Origin of the sequence: Maricaulis maris MCS10 (genome assembly GCF_000014745.1) — a bacterium.
Lineage (GTDB): Bacteria > Pseudomonadota > Alphaproteobacteria > Caulobacterales > Maricaulaceae > Maricaulis > Maricaulis maris_A.
Map to the genome: position 1 here is coordinate 3,325,724 of NC_008347.1, position 22,462 is coordinate 3,348,185.

19 protein-coding genes are annotated in these 22,462 nt (G+C 62.1%); 10 read left to right on the forward strand and 9 right to left on the reverse strand.

From position 1 onward, the window contains the following. The first annotated feature begins 29 nt into the window (after positions 1-29). The 3 genes from nusA (at position 30) to infB (ending at position 5,086) form a co-directional block, all read left to right on the forward strand. Positions 30-1,748: a transcription termination factor NusA gene (nusA, locus tag MMAR10_RS15650; protein WP_011644966.1), complete on the forward strand. Its 1,719-nt coding sequence runs from the start codon at positions 30-32 to the stop codon at positions 1,746-1,748. After that, complete coding sequence (locus tag MMAR10_RS15655) at positions 1,741-2,349, forward strand: RNA-binding protein (RefSeq protein WP_418904048.1); 609 nt, start codon at positions 1,741-1,743, stop codon at positions 2,347-2,349. Before nusA ends, MMAR10_RS15655 begins: the two co-directional genes overlap by 8 nt. A gap of 151 nt (positions 2,350-2,500) precedes the next feature. Further along, positions 2,501-5,086 (forward strand): translation initiation factor IF-2, encoded by a 2,586-nt coding sequence (infB, locus tag MMAR10_RS15660; protein WP_011644968.1) that lies wholly within the window; start codon positions 2,501-2,503, stop codon positions 5,084-5,086. Between the two features lie 85 nt (positions 5,087-5,171). Here infB and MMAR10_RS15665 read toward each other — a convergent pair whose 3' ends face one another. Together MMAR10_RS15665 and MMAR10_RS15670 are read right to left on the reverse strand one after the other, a co-directional pair. Further along, positions 5,172-5,693 (reverse strand): nuclear transport factor 2 family protein, encoded by a 522-nt coding sequence (locus MMAR10_RS15665; protein WP_011644969.1) that lies wholly within the window; start codon positions 5,691-5,693, stop codon positions 5,172-5,174. Positions 5,694-5,838: 145 nt separating this feature from the next. Then, positions 5,839-6,324 carry a nuclear transport factor 2 family protein gene (locus MMAR10_RS15670; protein WP_041637080.1) on the reverse strand — a complete coding sequence of 162 codons (486 nt, stop codon included), beginning with the start codon at positions 6,322-6,324 and terminating at the stop codon, positions 5,839-5,841. 218 nt (positions 6,325-6,542) lie between these two features. On the opposite strand from MMAR10_RS15670, the gene rbfA reads away from it, so the two are divergent. After that, a complete protein-coding gene (gene rbfA, locus MMAR10_RS15675) occupies positions 6,543-6,968 on the forward strand; it encodes a 30S ribosome-binding factor RbfA (protein WP_011644971.1) in 426 nt (141 codons plus the stop codon). Here the strand turns inward: rbfA and MMAR10_RS15680 are convergent. Then, a complete protein-coding gene (locus MMAR10_RS15680; protein WP_011644972.1) occupies positions 6,965-8,359 on the reverse strand; it encodes a serine hydrolase domain-containing protein in 1,395 nt (464 codons plus the stop codon). The two genes, rbfA and MMAR10_RS15680, sit on opposite strands and share 4 nt — an antisense overlap. A gap of 144 nt (positions 8,360-8,503) precedes the next feature. On the opposite strand from MMAR10_RS15680, the gene truB reads away from it, so the two are divergent. The 4 genes from truB to MMAR10_RS15700 all read left to right on the forward strand — a co-directional run bounded on the left by truB (position 8,504) and on the right by MMAR10_RS15700 (position 12,514). After that, positions 8,504-9,460: a tRNA pseudouridine(55) synthase TruB gene (gene truB / locus MMAR10_RS15685; RefSeq protein WP_011644973.1), complete on the forward strand. Its 957-nt coding sequence runs from the start codon at positions 8,504-8,506 to the stop codon at positions 9,458-9,460. Between the two features lie 39 nt (positions 9,461-9,499). Next, complete coding sequence (gene rpsO / locus MMAR10_RS15690) at positions 9,500-9,769, forward strand: 30S ribosomal protein S15 (protein WP_011644974.1); 270 nt, start codon at positions 9,500-9,502, stop codon at positions 9,767-9,769. Between the two features lie 29 nt (positions 9,770-9,798). Then, positions 9,799-11,931 (forward strand): polyribonucleotide nucleotidyltransferase, encoded by a 2,133-nt coding sequence (pnp, locus tag MMAR10_RS15695; RefSeq protein ID WP_011644975.1) that lies wholly within the window; start codon positions 9,799-9,801, stop codon positions 11,929-11,931. 112 nt (positions 11,932-12,043) lie between these two features. Then, a complete protein-coding gene (locus tag MMAR10_RS15700; protein WP_011644976.1) occupies positions 12,044-12,514 on the forward strand; it encodes a hypothetical protein in 471 nt (156 codons plus the stop codon). Here MMAR10_RS15700 and MMAR10_RS15705 read toward each other — a convergent pair. Then, complete coding sequence (locus MMAR10_RS15705) at positions 12,487-13,347, reverse strand: LytTR family DNA-binding domain-containing protein (protein ID WP_011644977.1); 861 nt, start codon at positions 13,345-13,347, stop codon at positions 12,487-12,489. The genes MMAR10_RS15700 and MMAR10_RS15705 overlap by 28 nt on opposite strands. A 178-nt stretch (positions 13,348-13,525) precedes the next feature. On the opposite strand from MMAR10_RS15705, the gene MMAR10_RS15710 reads away from it, so the two are divergent. Both MMAR10_RS15710 and MMAR10_RS15715 read left to right on the forward strand, forming a co-directional pair. Then, a complete protein-coding gene (locus MMAR10_RS15710; protein WP_011644978.1) occupies positions 13,526-14,761 on the forward strand; it encodes an acyltransferase family protein in 1,236 nt (411 codons plus the stop codon). A 60-nt stretch (positions 14,762-14,821) separates the two neighbouring features. Next, on the forward strand, positions 14,822-17,269 hold the full coding sequence (locus MMAR10_RS15715; protein WP_011644979.1) for a prolyl oligopeptidase family serine peptidase: 2,448 nt from the start codon (positions 14,822-14,824) through the stop codon (positions 17,267-17,269). On the opposite strand, the gene MMAR10_RS15720 is transcribed toward MMAR10_RS15715, so the two are convergent. The 5 genes from MMAR10_RS15720 to fabB form a co-directional block, all read right to left on the reverse strand. Then, complete coding sequence (locus MMAR10_RS15720; RefSeq protein WP_041637083.1) at positions 17,261-18,499, reverse strand: type II restriction endonuclease; 1,239 nt, start codon at positions 18,497-18,499, stop codon at positions 17,261-17,263. The genes MMAR10_RS15715 and MMAR10_RS15720 overlap by 9 nt on opposite strands. Continuing rightward, positions 18,438-18,944: a very short patch repair endonuclease gene (locus MMAR10_RS16810; RefSeq protein ID WP_011644981.1), complete on the reverse strand. Its 507-nt coding sequence runs from the start codon at positions 18,942-18,944 to the stop codon at positions 18,438-18,440. Before MMAR10_RS16810 ends, MMAR10_RS15720 begins: the two co-directional genes overlap by 62 nt. A 33-nt stretch (positions 18,945-18,977) precedes the next feature. Further along, on the reverse strand, positions 18,978-20,198 hold the full coding sequence (dcm, locus tag MMAR10_RS15725; RefSeq protein WP_011644982.1) for a DNA (cytosine-5-)-methyltransferase: 1,221 nt from the start codon (positions 20,196-20,198) through the stop codon (positions 18,978-18,980). A 178-nt stretch (positions 20,199-20,376) separates the two neighbouring features. After that, on the reverse strand, positions 20,377-21,195 hold the full coding sequence (locus MMAR10_RS15730) for an enoyl-ACP reductase FabI (RefSeq protein ID WP_011644983.1): 819 nt from the start codon (positions 21,193-21,195) through the stop codon (positions 20,377-20,379). Between the two features lie 44 nt (positions 21,196-21,239). Continuing rightward, positions 21,240-22,454: a beta-ketoacyl-ACP synthase I gene (gene fabB / locus MMAR10_RS15735; RefSeq protein ID WP_011644984.1), complete on the reverse strand. Its 1,215-nt coding sequence runs from the start codon at positions 22,452-22,454 to the stop codon at positions 21,240-21,242. Between the last annotated feature and the right edge of the window lie 8 nt (positions 22,455-22,462).

The window sequence follows — 22,462 nt, forward strand, 5'->3', positions numbered from 1 at the left end:
TCGCTTTTCAACGCAACGGGGATCACCCGATGAGCATTGGTGTCAGTGCAAACCGGCTGGAATTGCTGCAGATCGCCCGTGCGGTCGCGGCAGAAAAGTCCATCGATGAATCGATCGTGATCGAGGCCATCGAGGAAGCCATCCAGAAGGCCGCGCGCTCCCGCTATGGGGCCGAAAACGACATCCGCGCCAAGATCGACCCGAAAACGGGCGAGCTGTCGCTGACCCGCAACATGACGGTTGTGGAAGAAGTCGAGAATGACAGCCAGGAGCTGACCCTCGCCGACGCCAAGAAAATCGACAAGACCGCCGAGATCGGCACGGTCTTCTCCGACGAGCTGCCGCCGATCGAATTTGGTCGTGTGGCCTCGCAGACGGCCAAGCAGGTCATCACGCAAAAGGTCCGTGAAGCCGAGCGTCAGCGCCAGTTCGAAGAGTACAAGGACCGTGTCGGCGAGATCATTTCCGGCATCGTCAAGCGCGTCGAATATGGCAATGTGATCATCGATCTCGGTCGTGCCGAGGCGATCATCCGCCGTGCCGATGGCATCCCGCGCGAGAATCTGCAGAACAATGAACGTGTCCGCGCCTACATCTATGATGTGCGGGAAGAAGTTCGTGGCCCGCAGATATTCCTGTCGCGCGCTCATCCTGACTTCATGGCCGCCCTGTTCGCCCAGGAAGTGCCGGAAGTCTATGAGGGCATCATCGAGATCCCGTCGGTCGCACGCGACCCGGGTTCGCGCGCCAAGATCGCCGTCATCTCGAATGATGGCTCCATTGATCCGGTCGGTGCCTGTGTCGGTATGCGCGGCTCGCGTGTTCAGGCGGTGGTGTCCGAGCTGGCTGGCGAGAAGATCGACATCATCCCGTGGTCGGATGATCCGGCGACCTTCATCGTCAACGCGTTGCAGCCGGCCGAAGTGGCCAAGGTCGTCCTCGACGAGGAAGATCAGCGCATCGAGGTTGTCGTGCCGGATGAGCAGCTGTCGCTGGCCATTGGTCGTCGCGGCCAGAATGTCCGCCTCGCCTCGCAGCTGACCGGCTGGTCGATCGACATCCTGACCGAGGAAGAAGAGTCCGAGCGTCGCCAGAAGGAATTCGCCGAGCGGACCCAGATCTTTATCGCTGCCCTTGATGTTGATGAAGTCATTGCCCAGCTTCTGGCGACGGAAGGCTTCACCGATGTTGAAGACCTTGCCTATGCCGATCTCGGCGAAATCGGCGCGATCGAAGGCTTCGACGAGGACACGGCTGAGGAAATCCAGGCCCGCGCCCGCGATTACCTGGACCGCCTGTCGGCCGAGCAGGACGCCAAGCGCAAGGAGCTGGGTGTCGAGGATGCAGTGCTTGAGGTCGAGGGTGTTGTCCTCGCCATGGCTGTGAAATTCGGTGAGAACGACGTCAAGACGGTCGACGATCTGGCTGGCCTGGTCACCGATGACCTTCGTGGCTGGTTTGAAACCAAGAATGGCGAGCGCGTGCGCGAGCCGGGCATACTGGAAGAGTTCAATCTCGCCGCTGAAGATGCCGAGATGATGATCATGCGGGCTCGCGTTGCGGCTGGCTGGATCTCGGAAGAGGACCTGCCGCAGCCGGAAGTCGTCGAGGAGGAGGTCGATGAGGCCGCCGCTGCCTTCGACGTCGAGAACATGGATCTGGCGGCTCTGGAAGCCGAAGCCGAGGCCCTTGGTCTCGACCTCGACGCCGAGCTGCCTGAAGAGGGCGAGGAGGCGAAGGCTGACTAGCCCCCGGGCCAGCTTGATGCGGGAACGGCGCTGCGTTGTCACCGGAGAGGTTCGCGAGGAAGCGGATCTGGTTCGGATGGCCCTCGGGCCTGACAGCGAGCTCGTCCCGGACCTCGCTGCCAAACTTCCCGGCCGTGGTGCCTGGGTGAGTGCAGAGCGGAGTTTGATTGAGAAGGCGGTCAAGAAGTCCGCCTTCAACCGGGCCTTCGGGTGTCCGGTCAAGATGCCGGAAGACCTGCCGGGCCTTGTTGAGGGCCAGTTGGTCGCGCGCGCACTCAGTCTTCTGGGACTGGCGCGTCGCTCCGGTGACCTGGCAGTGGGATATGACGCGGTGCGTCTGGCCCTGAAGTCTGCCAAGCCGGCCTGGCGCATCGAAGCGTCGGACGGCGCCGAGGATGGCCGGTCCAAACTGGATCGGCTGGCCTTTGCGGCCTGGGGCGATGTCCCGGTCGCTGGATGTTTCACGGCGGAAGCCATTGGTGATGCGACAGGTCGCGCTCCGGTGGTCCACGCCGCCATGTCGAAAGGCTCGCAAGCGCGTGCCTTTACGACTGTGATGGGGAAGCTTTCGGGCTTCCGGCCGCTCGTCCTGCAAGGCTGACGTGCGGAGATTGCCGCGTTAGCGGTTGATATCGGCCTTGAGCTGGCTAGTTTAGCGAGCCTTCAGGCCGGGCAGTGGTTTGAACAGTGCGGATTTCCGGCATTCGGCTACCGGAAGGCCCCGCGGAACGAAGCCGATTTGGAAGGCTCGCATGAGCGACGCAGACGACAACAACTCCTCCGGCCGCCGGCCGCTCTCTCTGAAACGCTCCGGCGGTGGCACCGTGCAGCAAAGCTTTGCGCGCGGCCGCTCCAAGGCGGTCGTCGTGGAGAAGAAGCGCAAGCGCGTGGCGACGCCGGCCAAGGATGGCGGTCCCGGCGGCAAGCAAGGTGGAGGCGCCAAGGGTGGTGAATCCGCGCTGGCTGCCAAGGCTCGCCAGCTCGGCCTGTCCGAAGAGGAACTGGTCGCCCGCCAGCGCGCCATCGCCCGTGCCCGCGCCGAGGCCGCCGATCGGGAAGCCCAGAAGAAACAGGACGCTGCCGCCATGGCGCAGCGCGCTGCCAGTGAACAGCGTCAGCTGGAAGAGCAGCGCGAACGCGTGGCGCGCGAAGCGCGTGAGGCCGAAGAGGCTGCGCAAAAGGCGATTGAAGACGAAGCACGTCTGAAAGCCGAGGCCGAAGCCGCTACGGCAGCCAAGGACAGCGGTCGCAAGCGCGATGACGAGTCGTCACGCCGCCGCCCGCCGGCCAAGGACGAGAAGCGTACGCCGGAAGTTGTCCCGATGGACGAGGCCAGCGCGCTCGAGGCCCTCGGTGGCCGCGTCAAGCGCAAGGGCGGGGCTGCAGGTCCGGGCCCGGCCGCCAAGCAACAGCCGGCACGCGCCAAGACCGACAATCGCCGCCGCGGCAAGTTGACCATCCAGAATATTCTGGAAGGCGACGAGGAGCGTCAGCGCTCACTCGCTTCGGTGCGCCGTGCCCGCGAACGCGAGAAGCAGCGCCGTCAGGACACGTCCGGTGGTCGCGAGAAGATCGAACGCGAAGTCGTCGTTCCGGAAGCCATCACCGTTGCCGACCTGGCCAACCGTATGGCCGAACGCTCTGTCGACGTCATCAAATACATGATGAAACAGGGCCAGATGGTCCGCATGAACGACGTGCTGGACGCCGACACCGCCGAGCTGGTGGTCGAGGATTTTGGCCACATCGTGAAACGTGTTTCCGAGGCTGATGTCGAGCAGGGCTTTATCGATGATGATGATGCCGACGAGGCCAAGCTGCCGCGCGCTCCGGTCATTGCCGTCATGGGTCATGTCGACCACGGCAAGACTTCCTTGCTGGACGCGCTGCGCTCGACCGACATCGCGTCGGGCGAGGCTGGTGGCATCACCCAGCATATCGGTGCCTACCAGGTCGAGCTGAAAGGTGGTCAGAAAATCACCTTCCTCGACACGCCCGGTCACGCCGCTTTCTCGGCTATGCGATCGCGTGGCGCAATGGCGACGGATATCGTGATCCTGGTCGTTGCCGCCGACGATTCGGTCAAGCCGCAGACGATCGAGGCGATCCATCATGCCAAGGCTGCCGGCACGCCGATCATTGTCGCCGTCAACAAGTGCGACAAGCATGAAGCCAATCCGCAAAAGGTCCTGACCGACCTGCTGCAGCACGAGATCGTGGTTGAGGCGATGTCGGGTGAGGTGCAGTCGGTCAATGTGTCGGCCAAGACCCGTGAAGGTCTTGACGAGCTGACCGAGGCGATCGCCCTGCAAGCCGAATTGCTCGACCTGAAGGCGAACCCTGAGCGCAGTGCCGAAGGCATCGTGATCGAGAGCCAGGTCGACAAGGGTCGTGGCCCGGTCGCAACGCTTCTGGTCCGCCGCGGTACGCTCAAGCGTGGCGAGATCGTGGTGGCTGGCGCCCAGTGGGGTCGTGTCCGCGCCCTCGTTGATGCGCGTGGTCAGCAATTGCCGGAAGCGGGTCCGTCCCTGGCGGTCGAGATCCTTGGTCTCGACGGTGCCCCGGACCCGGGCGAGCTCTTCGCCGTGGTCGACAGTGAATCGCGTGCCCGTGAAATCGCCGACTACCGTCAGCGCAAGGGCCGTGAGGCGACCGGTGGATCGTCACCGGCAAGCGCCTCGCTCGAGCAGATGATGGCGCGCCTCAAGCAGGACGAGACCCAGGAAATGCCGCTTCTCGTGAAGTCGGACGTCCAAGGCTCGGCTGAAGCGATCAAGCAATCGCTTGAGGGCATTGGCAATGACGAGGTCCGCGCGCGGATCATTCGTGCCGCTCCGGGCGGCGTGAATGAGAGCGACGTGCTTCTCGCCAAGTCGTCCGGTGCACCGGTCTTCGCGTTCAACGTGCGTGCCAACAAGCAGGCGCGCGAACTGGCCGAACGTGAAGGCGTCGAGATCCGCTATTACTCGGTCATCTATGATGTGATCGACGATGTGCGCAACACGATGGAAGGCATGCTGGCGCCGGAGAAGCGCGAGAACTTCATCGGTTACGCCGAGATCCTGGAAGTCTTCAACATCACCAAGACCGGCAAGGTCGCCGGTTGTCGTGTCACCGAGGGCGTGGTCAGGCGTGGCTGTGGCGTACGTCTGCTGCGCGACGATACGGTCCTGCATGAAGGCAAGCTCAAGACGCTCAAGCGCTTCAAGGATGAAGTGTCCGACGTCCGCGCCGGCACCGAGTGCGGTATGGCCTTCGAGAAGTATGAAGACCTGCGCAAGGGCGATCAGATCGAGTGTTTCGAAGTGATCGAAGTTGCACGCAAGCTCGAAGCCTGATCCGGCGACGACTGACATGAAAAGGGCGGCCCCTGCCAGGGCCGCCCTTTTTCGTTCTGGCTATGTCTGAGGCCTGAGCCCGGCGTCAGTCAACGCTATCGGCGGCAACGAGGCCCTGTTCGGGATGGGCATAATTGGCGAAGTCCTGATGGCCCACCACCAGGCCATCGCGCACGGTGATCACGGTCACCTGCTCGGCCCGCCAGCGGAAGTTCTGATCGGGCGTCTCTGTGGGATAGAGGGCATTGACGTGGCCGATGAAGACGACGCGGCTGTTCGATGTGAAGACCTGGTCCCACTCAAAGCCCAACTCAATCGGATTGTAGGTTTCACCGAAGGTGCGCAGCTCGGCCATCATGCCGTCGCGGCTGTCCTCGGCGTAACCGTCCGGCCCGACATCCGGGCTCTGTGCTGTCGTGTCCCGGAAGCGCACATTCTCCGCCAGCAAAGCTTCCATGCCATCCCAGTCGACCGCAGAGTAGAGGGCCATGTAGGCGCGAGCCACCGCCTCCGCTTCGGCGTTGGCGTCTTCCTGGGCATTGGCGGCTGCAACCAGCGTGAATGTCGCCGAGATCGCGACGGCAAGGGTTGTGAGAATTCGGGTCATGGGATTGGCTCCTGATGGTTGAGGGGGTGGGCCGGCCATTCGAAGACTTTGGCTCGGGCAGAACGCTCCGAAGTGCCGACCTGAATCCGTCCGGGGGCACACACCCGGCCGGATTCATTCGGGGAAATGGGAGTTTCAGCGGGCATCAGTCCGGTGCAGCGATCCGTAGTGCGCCGGCAAAATCGGTATAGTCGCGATGTTCGACGACATGTCCGTCGGCCACCCGGATGATGGTCGTGATGGGATATCGGAAGGTCTGCGAGGACGCGCCGTCGCCATAGACAACGTCGATGTGACCGCTGAACACGACATTCCCTGACGCCTCATAGCTTCGATCCACTGTGTAGACGGCGTGATCCATGCCCCAGGCCGCGATCCCGGCGGTGATCGCCTCCGGTCCGCGCCAGTCGATAGGTTGGGTGACGGCCGCAATCTCGAAGGAGGTCGGATCCACGAACACCGTGTCGGCTGTCATCAGCGATCTCATCCGGTCGAAATCCTGCCTGGCATAGGCATCCAGCCAGGCCTCCGCGAGGGCGCGGGGGGCAAGGTCGACGCTGGCAGGCTGGGCGGAGGTGACCGGGGTGATCCCGACGGACAGCAGCACGACGGCGAAAAGTAATCTGAACATGATGGGTCCGGCTCGAAAGTTAGGGAATGCGATGTCTGGCACACCGCGCATACCGGCGAGTTGCGCAGTGCCGACGGCCCGGGTAAAGGCGCCCGGCTTCATTTAGTGACGAGTGGGGCAGGTGGAGGGATGAAACCTGCCTGTCCGACCGGGCCTTGCATCGGCGGGACAAGGGGCGTACACCCGCGCGCCTCGCTTCCACCGGGATGGAGATCCGCATGGCCCGCCGTCAGACCCATACTTCCAAAGGCCCGAGCCAACGTCAGTTGCGCGCCGGAGAACTCGTTCGGCATGCGCTTGTGGGAATAATCGCGCGCGAGGAATTCCGCGATCCCGACCTTGAGGGCCAGATGATCTCGGTGACCGAAGTGCGTCCGAGTCCTGACCTGCGCGTCGCAAAAGTCTATGTCGCACCGCTCGGACGGGGTGATTCAGCCAAGCTTGCGGCCGGCCTCAACCGTTGCGCGGCTTTCCTGCGCGGTCGGCTGGGTCGGGAGATCGAAATGAAGTTCACGCCGGAACTTCATTTTCATGCCGACAATTCCTTCGATACCGCCAGCCATGTCGACGATTTGCTGAACCGTCCGACGGTTCGCAAGGACTTGGACGCTACGCGCGGAAGCGAAGCGGACGCCGAGGATTAGTTCTCACTGTCTGCCGGTTCAGCCGGCGGAAGCGGCGGCAGGTCCGTGCGTTCCATGCGCCAATGTCTCGGATCGCCGGTCAGGCCGTGTTCAGCGGCGGATATCGTGGTGACCCGGCCGGCTTCATCCCGTTCAAACTCCAGATCGATGTTGAACAGGCGCCAGTTCAGCGCGTCCTCTCCGGTTGGTGTGAGATGGAAGCGCCAGTTGCGTTGCGTGAGTATCAGGTCGAGCCCGCCATCCCCCGACCTGACTGAAACCGGTCCGTATGGGCTGCCCGCGTAGAGCCCCACTGCATCCAGATGGGACTGGGTCAGGCCATGGGTGGCAGGGCGCAAATTCGGCGACCCGGCGTCGCGACCCTGGGCGAGGGCGTGCAGTACGTCGCGAAGGCCCCAATTGCTGTAGGACTCGATATTGGTGCCGTAGACGATGGTCAGGTCGCGCGTTGGCAGGATCGAGATTCCGGCACTGTAGCCAGGCACCGAGCCCTGGATTGTGTAGATAGGCTCGCCATTGACCAGCAGGGTGCTCCAAGAGCCGGTCATGCTGCCATCAGACTCGAACAGGTCGATGCGGCGGGTCCGCACGGCATCGGCCAGGCGAAGGAGGTCGCGCATCGGGGCCACAAGGCCGGCTGCTCCCAGACCCGGTGAATCAGGCATGGGTGCGCGCAGGTCGAGCGGCAACGGTCCTGCGGCATAACCGATCGGGACGTCGCGGCCTTGCGCGGCATCGCTGCGAGCAAGACGGCTGTCATTCATGCCGAGCGGGACCAGGAATTCCGTCGCGATCAGGGTTTCGAAGCGAGCATTCATGACCCGCTCGACGACCACCGCCAGAATGCCATAGCCCAGATTGGAGTAGGCGTATTCGTGTGGGCCTGGCCCCGGTGCGGTCTGGCCCCCCAGCCAGGCAACCAGGCTGTCGCTGCGGGCATCAGGCAAGGCATCCGCAGGAAAATCCCGGGCCAGGCCCGCGGTGTGTGAAATGATGTCGCCGATCCTGACAGCGCCATAGCCGGTCAGTTCCGGAACATAGCGCGAGACCGGGGCGTCGGCGGACAGGCGCCCTTCATCGATCAACCGGCGCACCATCGCGGCAGTCAGGCTCTTGGTGATCGACCCGGTCGGAAAGCGGGCCTCGGCGGTCATCGGTGTGCCATCAACCCAGTCGGCATAGCCGAAGGTCAGGGCGACCGGCTGGTCTTCGCCTCGTCGGATCATGATCACGCCGGAAAAGTCGCGGCGGTCGACCAGCGGCGCCAGCCAGTCACGTGTTGTCTGTTCGAGATCGGTTGCCGGCAGGGCCGACTGGGCGGGCGAAGACGGAACAAACAGCGCCAGACCGGCACAGCCAGTGGCACAGACAAGGGCTACAAATCGGAACATGACGCAACTCCCGGCACGGATGTTCACGATTATGGTGTTCCGGGTTGTCCATCAAGCGGTCCGCCCTTGCGTCACCTGTGGCGATCCGATAGGCCCGCCCCTCCTGCGGCCGGGTCCGATCCCCGGCGCCAGATGGAGCAAGACATGGCAAGACGCCGCAAGGGCGATGACATCCACGGCTGGGTGATCCTCGACAAACCCCTCGACATGACCTCAACCCAGGCCGTTTCTGCGGTCCGGCGGATCTATAATGCCAAGAAGGCTGGCCACGCCGGGACGCTGGATCCGCTGGCGTCGGGCATCCTGCCGATCGCGCTAGGTGAGGCTACCAAGACAGTGCCCTTCGCCGTCGAGGGTTCGAAAATATACCGTTTCACCATCAAGTGGGGTGAGCGGACCACGACACTCGACCGCGAGGGCGAGGTGGTCGCTACCAGTGATGTGCGACCGACGCCGGAAGAGGTCGCGGCGGTGCTGCCCGACTTCACGGGCGAGATCCAGCAGATCCCGCCGGCCTTCTCCGCCATCAAGGTCGATGGCGAGCGGGCCTATGACCTTGCCCGCAGCGGTGAAGATGTCCAACTCGAGGCGCGTCCGGTCCAGATCATCTCGCTACAGCTTCTCGATTGCCCGGATGCCGACATGGCCGTGTTGGAAATGCGTTGTGGCAAAGGCGCCTACGTTCGATCCATGGCCCGCGACATTGCCCATGCGCTGGGGACGGAAGGACATGTCGCCGCGCTTCGCCGGATTCGTGTTGGCGGATTCGTCGAGGCGGAATCCACAAGGCTGGACGAACTGGAAGAAATGGCTCATAAGGGCGCCGCTTCGGAAGCTCTGCTCCCGGTTCAGACCGCGCTGGACGACATCCCGGCGCTGGCCATAACCGAAGAGGAATCCTTCCAGTTGAAGCTAGGACGCTCGATCGTCCTGCTCCCGCGTCAAGCGCAAGAGCTGAAGGCGCAGCGCCGACCCCGCGAGATCGCGGGCAAGGACTGCACTTTTACCGCTTTGGCCCTTTGCGATGGTGTGGCAGTGGCGCTCGGCGACGCAAGGGCCGGAAAGTTCCAGCCCTCGCGTGTTTTCAACCTCACTCCCTGACAATTCAGGGAGTCGACATAACGAGTTTAGGAGAACCCGATGTCGATTACGCAAGAGCGCAAATCCGCGCTGATCGCTGAACATGCCCGTGGCAAAACCGACACGGGATCGCCGGAAGTGCAAGTGGCCATCCTGACCACCCGGATTGCCAACCTTACCGAGCACTTCAAGACCCACAAGAAGGACAACCACTCGCGTCGCGGCCTTCTTAAGATGGTCTCCCAGCGCCGCCGGCTTCTCGACTACGTCAAGAACAAGGACGTGGCCCGTTACCAGGCCATCATCGAGAAACTGGGTCTGCGCCGCTGATCCGCGACGCCATCCGTACGAAAGACGATATGTTCGATATCCAGAAAGAAACGATTGAGTGGGCGGGTCGCCCACTCACCATCGAAACCGGGCGGGTTGCCCGTCAAGCCGACGGCGCCGTCATGGTGTCCTACGGTGAGACCACCGTCCTCGCCACAGCAGTTGGCGTCAAACAGGCCAAGCCGGGAGTCGATTTCTTCCCGCTGACGGTCAATTACCAGGAAAAATACTTCGCGGCGGGCAAGATCCCCGGCGGCTTCTTCAAACGTGAAGGCCGGCCGACGGACAAGGAGACGCTCACCTCGCGCCTCATCGACCGTCCGATCCGTCCGCTGTTCGTCAAGGGCTTCAAGAACGAAGTCCAGGTGATGCTGACGGTCCTGTCGCACGACCTTGAAAATGATCCCGACATTGTCGGCATGATCGGCGCCTCAGCGGCCCTGGTCCTGTCCGGTCTGCCCTTCATGGGTCCGATCGGCGCGGCCCGTGTCGGTTACAAGGACGGCGAATATGTCATCAACCCGCCTTGCGACGAGATGGATGACAGCGAGCTTGATCTCGTCGTCGCCGGTACGCAGGACGCGGTGATGATGGTGGAATCGGAAGCCAAGGAGCTGTCCGAAGAAGTCATGCTCGGCGCTGTCATGGCCGGCCACAAGGCCTTCCAGCCGGTGATCGACATGATCATCAAGCTGGCCGAACGCGCTGCCAAGGAACCGTGGGATTACGCTCCGGCGGATCACTCGGCCGAGGAAGCCAAGGTTCGCGACCTGATCGGTGACGATCTGGCCGCCGCCTACACGATCGTCGACAAGACCGAGCGCTACAAGGCGGTCGGTGCGGCGAAAGACAAGGCTGTGGAAGCCCTGCTCCAGACCGAAGAGCGTCCGGACGGCATCGACATGACGACCCTCAAGGACGTCATGAAAGCGGTCGAGAGCTCCATCGTTCGCGGTGGCATCATCAAGACCGGCAAGCGTATCGACGGTCGTTCCCTCGATCAGGTCCGCTCTATCGTGTCTGAAGCCGGCATCCTGCCGCGGACGCACGGTTCGGCCCTGTTCACGCGTGGGGAAACCCAGGCCCTGGTCGTTGCGACCCTGGGCACGGGCGAAGATGAGCAATTCATCGATGCCCTGACGGGTACCTACAAAGAACGCTTCATGCTGCACTACAATTTCCCGCCCTACTCGGTTGGTGAGACGTCTTTCCGTCTTGCTCCGGGTCGCCGGGAAATCGGACACGGCAAGCTGGCCTGGCGTGCGGTGAAAGCCGTCCTGCCGACCAAGGAAGACTTCCCGTACACGATCCGCCTGGTCTCCGAGATCACCGAGTCAAACGGCTCGTCCTCGATGGCCACGGTCTGTGGCGCTTCGCTGTCCATGATGGACGCCGGCGTGCCGATCACCCGTCCGGTCTCTGGCATCGCCATGGGCCTGATCAAGGATCCGGAGGGCATTGCTGTTCTCTCCGACATCCTGGGTGATGAGGATCATCTCGGCGATATGGACTTCAAGGTGGCTGGTACCACCGAAGGCGTCACCTCGCTGCAGATGGACATCAAGATCGCGGGTATCGACGAGGAAATCATGAAGACAGCCCTGGCCCAGGCCAGCGGTGGTCGTCTGCACATCCTCGAAGAGATGGGCAAGGCTCTGGGTGAAGCCCGGACCGAGCTGGGTGAATTCGCGCCTCGCATCGAAACCATCACCATTCCGACCGACAAGATCCGCGACGTGATCGGTTCGGGCGGCAAGGTGATCCGCGAGATCGTCGAAACCACCGGTGCCAAGGTCGACGTCAATGACGACGGCGTGATCAAGGTCTCGTCCTCGGACGGCGCATCGATCAAGGCAGCTCTCGACTGGATCCACGGTCTCACGGCCGAGCCGGAAGAAGGCCAGATCTACAAGGGCAAGGTCGTCAAGGTCATGGACTTTGGTGCCTTCGTGAACTTCTTCGGTCCCAAGGACGGTCTCGTCCACGTGTCCCAGCTCAAGGCTGAGCGCGTGAACCACCCGTCTGACGTGGTCAAGGAAGGCCAGGAAGTCTACGTCAAGCTCTTGGGCTTCGATGATCGCGGCAAGGTTCGCCTGTCGATGAAAATCATCGACCAGGAAACCGGCGAAGAGATCAAGAAGGAACAGGAAGACGCTGAGTAAGCGATTTTCTGACCGATCGATTGATCAAGGAACCCCGCTGGCGCAAGCTGGCGGGGTTTTTCTTTTGGGGCTGCACGCCCGGTGCCCATCATTCGACAGGACTGGATGAATCGTGAATTGGGATATTTTTGATTTCGCGATAGCGGCGGCGATGCTGGCTGTTCTGGGGATCGGCCTTGCCCTGGTTTTCCGGGGAAGCGCGCATTGGGCGAGCCGGCTCGCCGGGGCGGGACTATTGGTCGTCAACCTGCTTCTGTTCTGGATCAATGGCGCGGTTGGTATCATCGGAGATGCCGGCAATGACGCCAATATGCTCTATCTCGCAGTCCCGTTGGTCGGTCTGGGCGGCGCGGCCTGCCAGGTTTTTCGCGGTCGGGGGCTTGGCGTGGCCTGCCTGGCGTCGGCGGCTATCCTGATCGTTGTCGCAACAATCACAGTCTTGGCAGGTTGGGGCGGAGAGGGCCCCGCCTGGCCTTGGGATGTCATTGTCATAACGCTCGTCTTCGCGACGCTCTTCGCGATCATGGCAGGTCTGAACCGTTTCGGCCTGCGCGCTCAGTCGGTGTCCAGCCTGGCCCGGTAGCGGCGACTGCCGGGTATCTGTGTCCCGGTATCGAGCGTGATCGTGACGTCACCTTCGCCGGTTGGCGCAATCTCGCGAATGGCACCCCGGTTGACCAACCAGGATCGATGCACCCTGACCGCATCGACTCCGGCCTCCCCCAGTTGTTTTTCCAGCTCGGTGAGCGTGGACCTGGCGAGGTGCCTGCCGCTGGCAAGGCCGATTTCGACATAGTTTCCGGCGGCCTGCGCGGCGCGGAACTCGTCCGCGGCGATCCGCAGGGTCCGGCCACCGCATTTGAGAGTCAGCCGGTGGCTCTGCCGCGCCTCGGCCCGGGCGACATCGACTTCCAGCTGGCGCATCTGCAAGGCGAGCGAGACCGCCATGATGATCTGATAGCCGGCATAGGTGCCGATATCCTTGCGGGCCTCATAGACGATCTCACGCCAGGGCGAGTCATGGAAAAACTCGTAATCGCCGCCATAGCCAAAGGCCCATACGCCTTCGCGGATCAGGACCATGCCGAGCACGTGCAGGCTCGTATAGCCAAGAAATCCCGCGACATGCCAGGGCAGCGAGCTCATCCAGCGCCCCGGTTCCAGCGGCGCGCGCAGGCCCAGCCACATCATGGCCGGGGCCATAAGGGCGGTCATGATCACGCTGGACCCTTCGGTCACCCAGGAGAAGAAGGGCGGCCCCGCCCGCCCGTCTCGGGCGAATTCGGTGTCGATCGATGTGGAGGCAATGACCCAGAACACGAACAAGGTCAGCCAGGCAAACTGGCAGGCCAGCCAGAAAGCGCGGATCTCGGCCTGGTTGGCGCGAGTGCGATCAGCGGAAAGCGGTTCGGTCATGTCGCGATGCCCAACCACAGCGCGGCGGGCGGCAAGCAGCGGCTTGGCCGCCTATCCCTGCAAACCGCCACTGGTCCCCGGTCTGCAGAAACACGTCCCAGCAGCCTGCCGGTCGCCCCTGCGAACTGGCACTGGTCGCGAGTGGCAGCGATGACAATGGCCGACGAGGAGTTCTCCCATGACCGCGACATTGACCCATTCCCCCAGAATGCCCGTTCCGGGCCGCCAGTACGGCCTCGACTGGCTGCGCATCGGCGTCTTCATCCTGTTGATCTTCTATCACACCGGCATGTTCTTCAATACGGAGGGCTGGCACGCCAAGAGCCTCAATGCGAATGACGCCATGGAGCCGTTCATGTGGCTCTCCAGCCCTTGGCGCCTGCCCTTGCTCTTCCTGATTTCCGGCGTCGCCATGCGCTTTCTGTCGGACAAGCTGGGCAGCGGCAAGTTTGCCCTCGACCGCCTCTGGCGCCTGTTCCCGGTGATCCTGTTCGGCATGTATGTGGTCGTGCCGCCGCAATCCTATTCCGAACTGCGCATCGCCGGCATCATCGAGCCGGGCTACTGGGACTTCTTCCGCCAGTATGCCGGCGAATGGGCGGGCCCCTGGGAGCTGCACACACCGACCTGGAACCATCTCTGGTATGTCGTTTATCTCTTCGTATATTCCCTGCTTCTGGCCCCCGTCTTCCCCCTGCTGCGCAAGCTGGCCGACAGCAAGATGATGCAGGCGGCCGGCCAGGCATCGTCGCGCGGCTGGCTCGGCACCCTGGCGCTGATCAGCCTGCCCCTTCTGCCCTTCCTCCTTGTGCGCTTTACCCTGTTTGAGCATTTCCCGACGAGTCATGACCTGACCGAGGACTGGGCCAATCACGCCAACTCCTTCTCGATGGTGTTGATCGGCTATTTCATGGCCAGGAATGAGGGCGTGTGGCGCGGGGTCGACCGGGCCCTGCCGGTTGTCGGTGCGTTGACGGCTGTCTTGCTGGCCTATCTGTTCTGGGCCTACACCCATATCGAGATCGCGCTCGGCGAACCCGCCCTTTTGTGGTTTGCCCGTCTGGCCCGTATCGTCTTCATGTGGTCGATCATCCTGACCCTGCTGGGGGCAGCCCGTCGATGGATGAACCAGGACGGACCGGTCCGGCGCTACCTCACGGCAGCGGTCTTTCCCTGGTACATCCTGCACCAGACCATCATCGTCATTGTCGGCTTTGCGATCCGGGATGCCGGATATGGTGTGTGGACCGAATTCGCGATCATCACTGCGGCGACGGTCAGTGGCTGTCTGCTGGGCTTTGAAGTCCTCCGCCACATTCCGGTCCTGCGCCTGGTGATGGGGATGAAAGCGCTTGCCCCGGCCATCGCGCAGGCCCAGACGGTGCAGACCGCACAGACATTACAAAAACTTTAGACGAAAGCCCGGCCCAGCCGCCTATCTTCCCCGGGAATGGATTTTCCCGGGGAGTACGGCATGTTGAAATCGATGATGAAATGCGGGTTCGGATTGGTCGCGGCATCGGCCTTGTGGGCGGCACCGGTCGCAGCGCAGGAGCCCTACCGCCTGCCGCCGCAGGAAATCATCGATATTGTTGACGCCGCGCCCTCGCCCTGGACCTCGTTGTCACCGGCTCGCGACACGCTTCTGCTGATGCACCGCGAGGCCCTGCCGCCAGTTGCCGAACTGGCCCGGCCGATGGAGCGCCTGGCCGGTCTTCGCCTCGACGCCACGCTGAACGGTCGCCATGGGCCACGCTCTGTGATCGGCCTGTCCCTGGTCGATCTGGAGAGCGGCGAGGAACGTGAAGTCAGCCTGCCCGCCGATGCCGGCATTTCCAGCACCAGCTGGTCGCCGGACGGATCCCAGATCGCCTTCGTGATGACCCGCAATGACCAGCTCAGCCTGTGGGTCGTCGATGTCGAGCGCGCCCGGGCCCGCGAGCTGGTCGATGGCGGCATCAATGCCGTCTTCTCGCCGCTCGGCTGGATGCCCGATGGCGAGCGCTTGCTGGTCAGCCTGGTTGATCCGGAACGCGGCCCGATGCCGGAACGTCCCCGCGTGCCATCCGGCCCGGTCACCCAGGAGGCTAGCGGCTATGAAGCGCCGGTGCGCACCTATCAGGACCTGCTCGCCGATGAACATGACGCCGCCCTGTTTGCCTGGTTGGCGACCAGTCAGCTGGCCCTGGTCAACACAACCGGCCGAACCCGCGTGCGCGAGGTTGGTGAGCCGGGCCTTTACTATTCCGCTGAGCCGGCGCCGGGCGGGGACTACATCCTGATTGGCGAGATGGAGCAGCCTTTCTCCTTCCAGGTGCCGTGGTACAGCTTCCCGGACCGGGTTTTCGTGACCGATCTCGATGGCGATGAAATTGCCACGATCGCCCGTCAGCCGCTGGCCGATAATGTACCGATCGGCGGCGTCGTGACCGGTCGCCGTTCGATCAACTGGCAGGCCAGCCATCCCGCCCGCCTGATCTGGGCCGAAGCGCTCGATGGTGGCGATCCGCGGGTCGAGGCCGATGAGCGCGACAGCGCCTGGGCGCTGGCCGCCCCGTTTGAAGGTGATCCGGTCGAGATCCTGCGCACTGAGGACCGCTATTACGGCACCCAGTTCACCTCCGAGGGCCAGCTCGGCTTCTCGATGGAATATGACCGCGACACCCGCGTCATCCGCCGCTGGCTGGTCGATTTCGCCGACCCGTCGGTGGAGCCGCGCCTGGCCGAGGAACGCAATTACCAGGACAGTTATGCCAATCCGGGCAGCGCGCTGAGCGTGCGCAATGAATTCGGCCGCAGCGTCGTCGGCGTCCATGATGGCTACATGTACATGGCCGGCGATGGCGCCACGCCGGAGGGCGATCGTCCCTTCCTCAACCGGGTCAGCTTTGACACGTTCGAGACCACCGAGATCTGGCGCAATAGCGGCGAGAATTATGAGGAAGTCATTGGCCTCACCTCCCCGGATGCCTCGTCCTTCCTGACCCGCTGGGAAGACCCGGTCACGCCGCCGAATGTGCGCTGGCACCGGAGTGGTGAAGAGACCGCCGAGATCACCGATTTCGCCAATCCTCACCCGCAGCTCAACGAGATCAGCCGCGAGTTGATCACCTATGAGCGCGAGGATGGCGTGCCACTCTCGGCGACGCTCTACCTGCCGGCCGGCTTTGAGGAGGGCGACACGCTGCCTGTCCTCGTCTGGGGCTATCCGTTGGAATACAACGACACCTCGACGGCCGGTCAGGTCTCGGGTTCGCCCTACGAATTCACCCGCGTTGCCGGCACCAGCCCGCGCTTTTTGGTGACCCAGGGCTATGCCCTGCTGGAAAACGCCACCATGCCGATTGTCGGCGATGATCCCGAGACGGTGAATGACACTTTCATCCACCAGCTCGTCCTGTCGGCGGAAGCTGCGCGTGATGTGACGGTGGAGATGGGCTTTGGCGATGGCGAGCGCCTGGCGATTGCCGGTCACTCCTACGGTGCCTTCATGACCGCGCACCTTCTGGCCGCCTCCGACGTCTTCCGCGCCGGTATTGCCCGCTCAGGCGCCTATAACCGCACCCTGACGCCCTTCGGCTTCCAATCCGAACGCCGCACTTTCTGGGCCGCGCCGGAGACCTATTTCGAGCTCTCACCCTTCATGCATGCCGACCAGATCAATGAGCCCATGCTGATGATCCACGGCCAGATGGACAATAATTCCGGCACCTATCCCATGCAGTCCGAACGCATGTTCGCCGCCGTCAAGGGCAATGCCGGCACCGCCCGCCTGGTCATGCTCCCCTATGAGAGCCACGGCTATCGCGGCCGCGAGAGCATCCTCCACGTGCTGGCCGAAAGCATCGACTGGCTGGACCGCTGGGTGAAGCCGGTTGAGGACCCGATGGGTGGGGGTGAGGAAGAAAGCGGTTCAGAGTGAAGCGAGTTCCTGCAGAAGGTCCGCTACCGTCAGCAGGCTGGCCCGCTGATCATCCTGGAACGATGAATGGATTGGAGATGGCAGGGTGAGAATGATGCCCTGATCCGTCATTTCGGTGGTCTGGGCCAAAGAGATTTTCGGCTGCAGGGTCAGGAGGTGTTTCGGTTTGATCCGATCCGCTTCCGCCAAAACTTGCCGCCAGCGATCCTTGCAGGAGGTCTTGGCGGCAACCATCCGCAAGTTTGCCGAAGGAAAACCTGGATCGGCGTATGCGGCTTCGCTCGGAAACAGGAAGTCGGCAGCGCCCTTCTTCTCCGTGGTTGCTTCGGGCGTGAAAGGAATTTCGAACGCGCGTAGGATTTTACTGAAGTGATTCATCAGCGCGTGTCCGGCGCGCGACTTCCTGCGGTTTTGAACTGATAGCGAGAACTTCAGGAATGCGTCGACATCGGGCTCTCCTCGGGAATCCAGAAAGCCCAACATCAGGCGATCGCCGACAATCCCGCGTTCCAACGCCCGGAACATCGCTTCTTCGCGATCGATCCAGGCCAGCAACACCTTGTCCGGGTCATCGCGAGGGTCGAGGCCGGGCAGTGTTTCGCGTGCCAATGTCGAGAATGTCGCGGTTGGCGGAAAGGTGCCCTTGAATTGCGCGACAACAGAAGCAGCATCGAAATCAGGAGGGATGTCAGGCTCGATGCCGAGCGCGTCGAGTAGCTGGAAGGTGAAATAATCTGCTGGTGAGGATGTGTCCGGGCTGACCGGAATAATAACCATTTGTTCGGATTTCGAATGCTGAACCCTGAATATAGCCTCGACCAGACCTTGAAAAGAACTGTCCCTGTCGCACGCCAAGAACCCGATTGTCCGGTCAGGCAGCACTACAATGAAAAGCTGGTCCCCCGGCTTCATTGCTCGTGTAATATCGTTCGCTTGGTAGTAGAGCCGCCACTCTGGGCCGCGGTGCGGCTGATTGGCTCTTGAGTCGTACCAGGACAGCTTGCCTGTGTCGGCGATCACATCGTCTGTTTCGGTTACATGGACGTAGATGGCATCAAAGCGCTCGTCTGAACTGCCGCGCACCAACTTACGTGGCTGATCCCCAAGCATCTCGAAAAGGTCACCCGTAGCCGTGACTTCATGCTGGTTCGATCCGTGGCCGACGCAGTCAACGACAGCGAGCATCTTTGTCGCCGCTGCCAGGAAATACTTCGAAAGGGGTTGGGTCATCTGACTTTTCAGCTGCAATTTCGCGTTGTTCGATCCAACTTGCCAACAGTTTCAGTATCGTTTCAACCTTATCAGGCGTTTTGCTACGAAGCGCACACTCCCACACCACGGAAACACGCCATCCGCTCCGCACGAGATCTGATATCTGTTTTTCGTCGCGCTTCCGGTTGGTTGAAATCTTCTCTCGCCAGAATTTCTCGCGGGTCTTTGGCCATTTGAACGCCGGGCAGTCGTGGCCGTGCCAGAAACAGCCATGCACGAAGATCACGGAACGGTATTTCGGGAGAACGAGGTCAGGCTTCCCGGGAAGCCGCTTGTCGTGCAGGCGATACCGAATCCCCATCGCGTGCAAGCCCCGGCGGACGAGCATCTCCGGTTTGGTGTTTTTTGCCTTGATACCCGCCATCATCCGGCTGCGCGTAGCTGAATCAACGACGTCGGGCAAAATGCGACACTCCTCTTCGGGAGTGGCCTATTATCACGCAGCGTCGAGCAAGTCCCGTATCGGCAGGTTCAGATCGCGTCTCAGCTTGGGTTCCATGTGCCGGGCAATCGCTTCAACAGCGGGCACGACAACCGCATTCCCGAACTGGCGGTAAGCTTGTGTATCGGAAACCGGGATTTTCCAAAGGCGTTCGCTGCGTTCAAAACCCATCAGCCTCGCGCATTCCCTTGGGGTCAGGCGGCGGGGGCGCGGTCCTTGGGGTTGGTCAATCAGGATTTCCGAGCCGTCCTTGTGATATCGGGCAGAGAGCGTTCGGGCGACATCATCCGGCCCGAACAGGCTGTAGCCGAAGCCATTGCCCTTGCTTTCATGTTTCTGACGATAGGCTTGCAGGTAGTCCCAGAGCTTTTCGGTCAGGGTGTATTTCTGGCCAATTTCGTTATGTGACTGAAGAATGCTGTCAAGCGTCGGATGATTGCTTGCGTGCGGGATAAGGCGTTCGAAGCCTTCGAAGCTGAAATCAGTACTGTCCCTGAAGCCGACAATGAACACCCGCTCGCGCTTCTGCGGTACCCAAGGGGTGGCGCTGATCACACGAAAGTCAATGTGATAGCCAAGCTCGTCCCTCAGTGTCCGCTTGATGACCTCAAACGTCTTGCCCCGGTCATGGCTTTGCAGGTTCTTCACGTTTTCCAGCAGGAACGCTTTTGGCCGGTGGTGCGCCAGGATGCGTGCGACATCAAAAAACAGTGTTCCCTGAGTCTCGTCTTCGAAGCCATGCGGCCGGCCCAAGGCGTTTTTCTTTGACACGCCCGCAAGGGAGAAGGGCTGACAAGGGAAGCCCGCAAGAAGAACGTCGTGTTCGGGGACTTTGGAAGGGTCTGTTCCATAGGGCCGGATGTCACCGGCAAATGTGTGGCTGTCGTCGTCCAGAAAATTGGCGCGATAGGTTCGTTGTGAGTGGACGTCCCACTCGCTGGTGAAAACGCACTTGCCGCCGATGGCCTCAAAGCCGAGGCGCAATCCGCCAATTCCGGCAAACAGGTCGATAAAGCGGAATTCGCCGTCACTGATCGGTTTATCTGTTGCCGTAGCGTTCGAAATGGCCTTCAGGCGATCGAGTGCAAGTTTCGGCGCTTCGGATTTGCCGTTGATATAGCGCTGGATTGTTGCCTCGCACACACCGAGTTCGTCCGAAGCTTGCGCCCTGTCGAGGCTCGCGCGGTCCATCCAGGTGAGAAATGTATCGGTCATTGGACGCCTCGGCTCGCAAAGGGAGTAATTCTGACAACTTGTAACTTTTTGACCCAGATAGCCAGTCTGTTTCCTATATGTTCCTGTGGAAAGCTACCGCAGGTTGCAAGTGAGTCAAGTAAAAACCCCGCCAGCATCCGCCAGCGGGGTCTTTCAGTCCGGCAAAGCTGACATCAGGTCAGTCGTCATCATCCATACTCGGCACCGCCACAGCGTGGAAACCCGCATCCACATGCAGCGTTTCACCCGTGCAGGAGAAGCCGAGGTCGCTCAGCAAATAGAGCGCGGCGCCGGCGACGCCTTCCATCTTGGTGTCCTGCTTCATCATCGACCATTCGCGGCCGGTGCGCATCAGGGCCTTGCCGCCGGAGATGCCGGCCATGGCGAGGGTGCGCATCGGGCCGGCCGAGAGCGCGTTGACGCGGATGTCCTTGGGACCCAGATCGCGGGCCATGTAGCGGGTCGAGGCCTCGAGGGCCGCCTTGGCGACGCCCATGACATTATAGGACGGGACGACACGTTCCGAGCCGAGATAGGTCAGCGTCACCATTGAGCCGCCATTGGGCATCAGGTGGGAGGCGCGCTTGCCGGCATCAACGAAGGAGAAGGCCGAGATGTCCATCGCCCGGCGCCAGCCCTCGCGGGTGGTATTCTCGGTGAAGGAGCCGACCAGTTCGTCCTTGCCGGCAAAGGCGATGGCGTGGACGAGGAAGTCGATCGTGCCCCACTTGTCTTCCAGCGCCTTGAAGCAGGCATCCATGGATTCGTCATTGGTGACGTCGGCCTGGACCATGAACGGCTCGCAGGGCAGGCTTTCGACCAGCGGACGGACCCGGCGCTCGAGCGCTTCGTCCTGGTAGGAAAAAGCGATCTCGGCGCCCTGGGCGGCCAGTTGCTGGGCAATGCCCCAGGCAATCGAGTTCTTGTTGGCGACGCCCATGACAAGACCGCGCTTGCCCTTCATCAGCTCGCCGGCCGGGAAAACCGTGTCACTCATCGTGATATCCTCTTTTTGGATCAGATGCCGCCGTGTCGGGCGGGTCAGACTTTTTCGAAAACGACCGTGCCGTTGGTGCCGCCAAAGCCGAAACTGTTCGACATGGCGGTCTTCAGATCAGCGTCGCGGGTCTCGGTGATGATAGGCAGGTTGAGAGCCGCAATGTCGGGATCCATGTCGAAGACATTGATCGACGGAGCGACGAAACCTTCTTTCATCATCAGCAATGTGTAGATGGCTTCGTGCACGCCGGCGGCGCCGAGCGAGTGGCCGGTCATCGACTTGGTGCCGGAAATCATCGGGGCGCTGTCGCCGAAGACTTCCTTGACCGCTTCCATCTCCTTGATGTCGCCGACCGGGGTCGCGGTGGCGTGCGGGTTGAGATAGTCGATCGGCTTGTTGACGGTTTCCATGGCCAGCTTCATCGCCCGAACAGCGCCTTCGCCGGACGGGGCGACCATGTCGTAACCGTCGGACGTGGCACCATAGCCGGTGACTTCGGCCAGGATGTTGGCACCGCGCGCCTTGGCCCGCTCGTATTCCTCCAGCACGACCACACCGGCGCCGGCACCGCCGACGAAACCGTCACGGTCCTTGTCGAAGGCGCGCGAGGCCTGCTCGGGCGTGTCGTTATACTTGGTCGACATGGCGCCCATGGCGTCGAACAGGTTGGAGAGCGCCCAGTGGATCTCCTCGCAACCGCCGGCGAACATGACGTCCTGCTTGCCCCACTGGATCTGCTCGGTCGCCGCACCGATACAATGCAGCGAGGTCGTGCAGGCCGAGGTGATGGAATAATTCACGCCGAGAATCTTGAACGGGGTCGCCAGCGTTGCAGAAGCTGTCGAGCTCATCGCCTTGGGCACGGCGAAGGGTCCAATGCGCTTGGGGCCCTTTTCGCGGGTGATGTCTGCAGCATTGACGATCGTGCCGGCCGACGGGCCGCCGGAACCCATGATGATGCCGGTGCGGTGGTTGGAAATGTCGTTTTCTTCCAGGCCGGCATCGGCAATGGCCTGTTCCATGGCCATGTAATTCCAGCCGGCACCTTCCGACATGAAGCGGTAAACGCGCTTGTCGACATGGGCGGCCGGATCAATGTCCGGCTTGCCGCCGACCTGGCAGCGGAATCCAAGCTCGGCGAAGCTTTCCATGCGGCCAATGCCGCTCTTGCCGTTCTTGAGGGACTCGGTGACTTCCGCAGCATTATTGCCGATCGGGGAAATCACGCCGAGACCGGTAATGACAACACGACGCATGAGGCTCT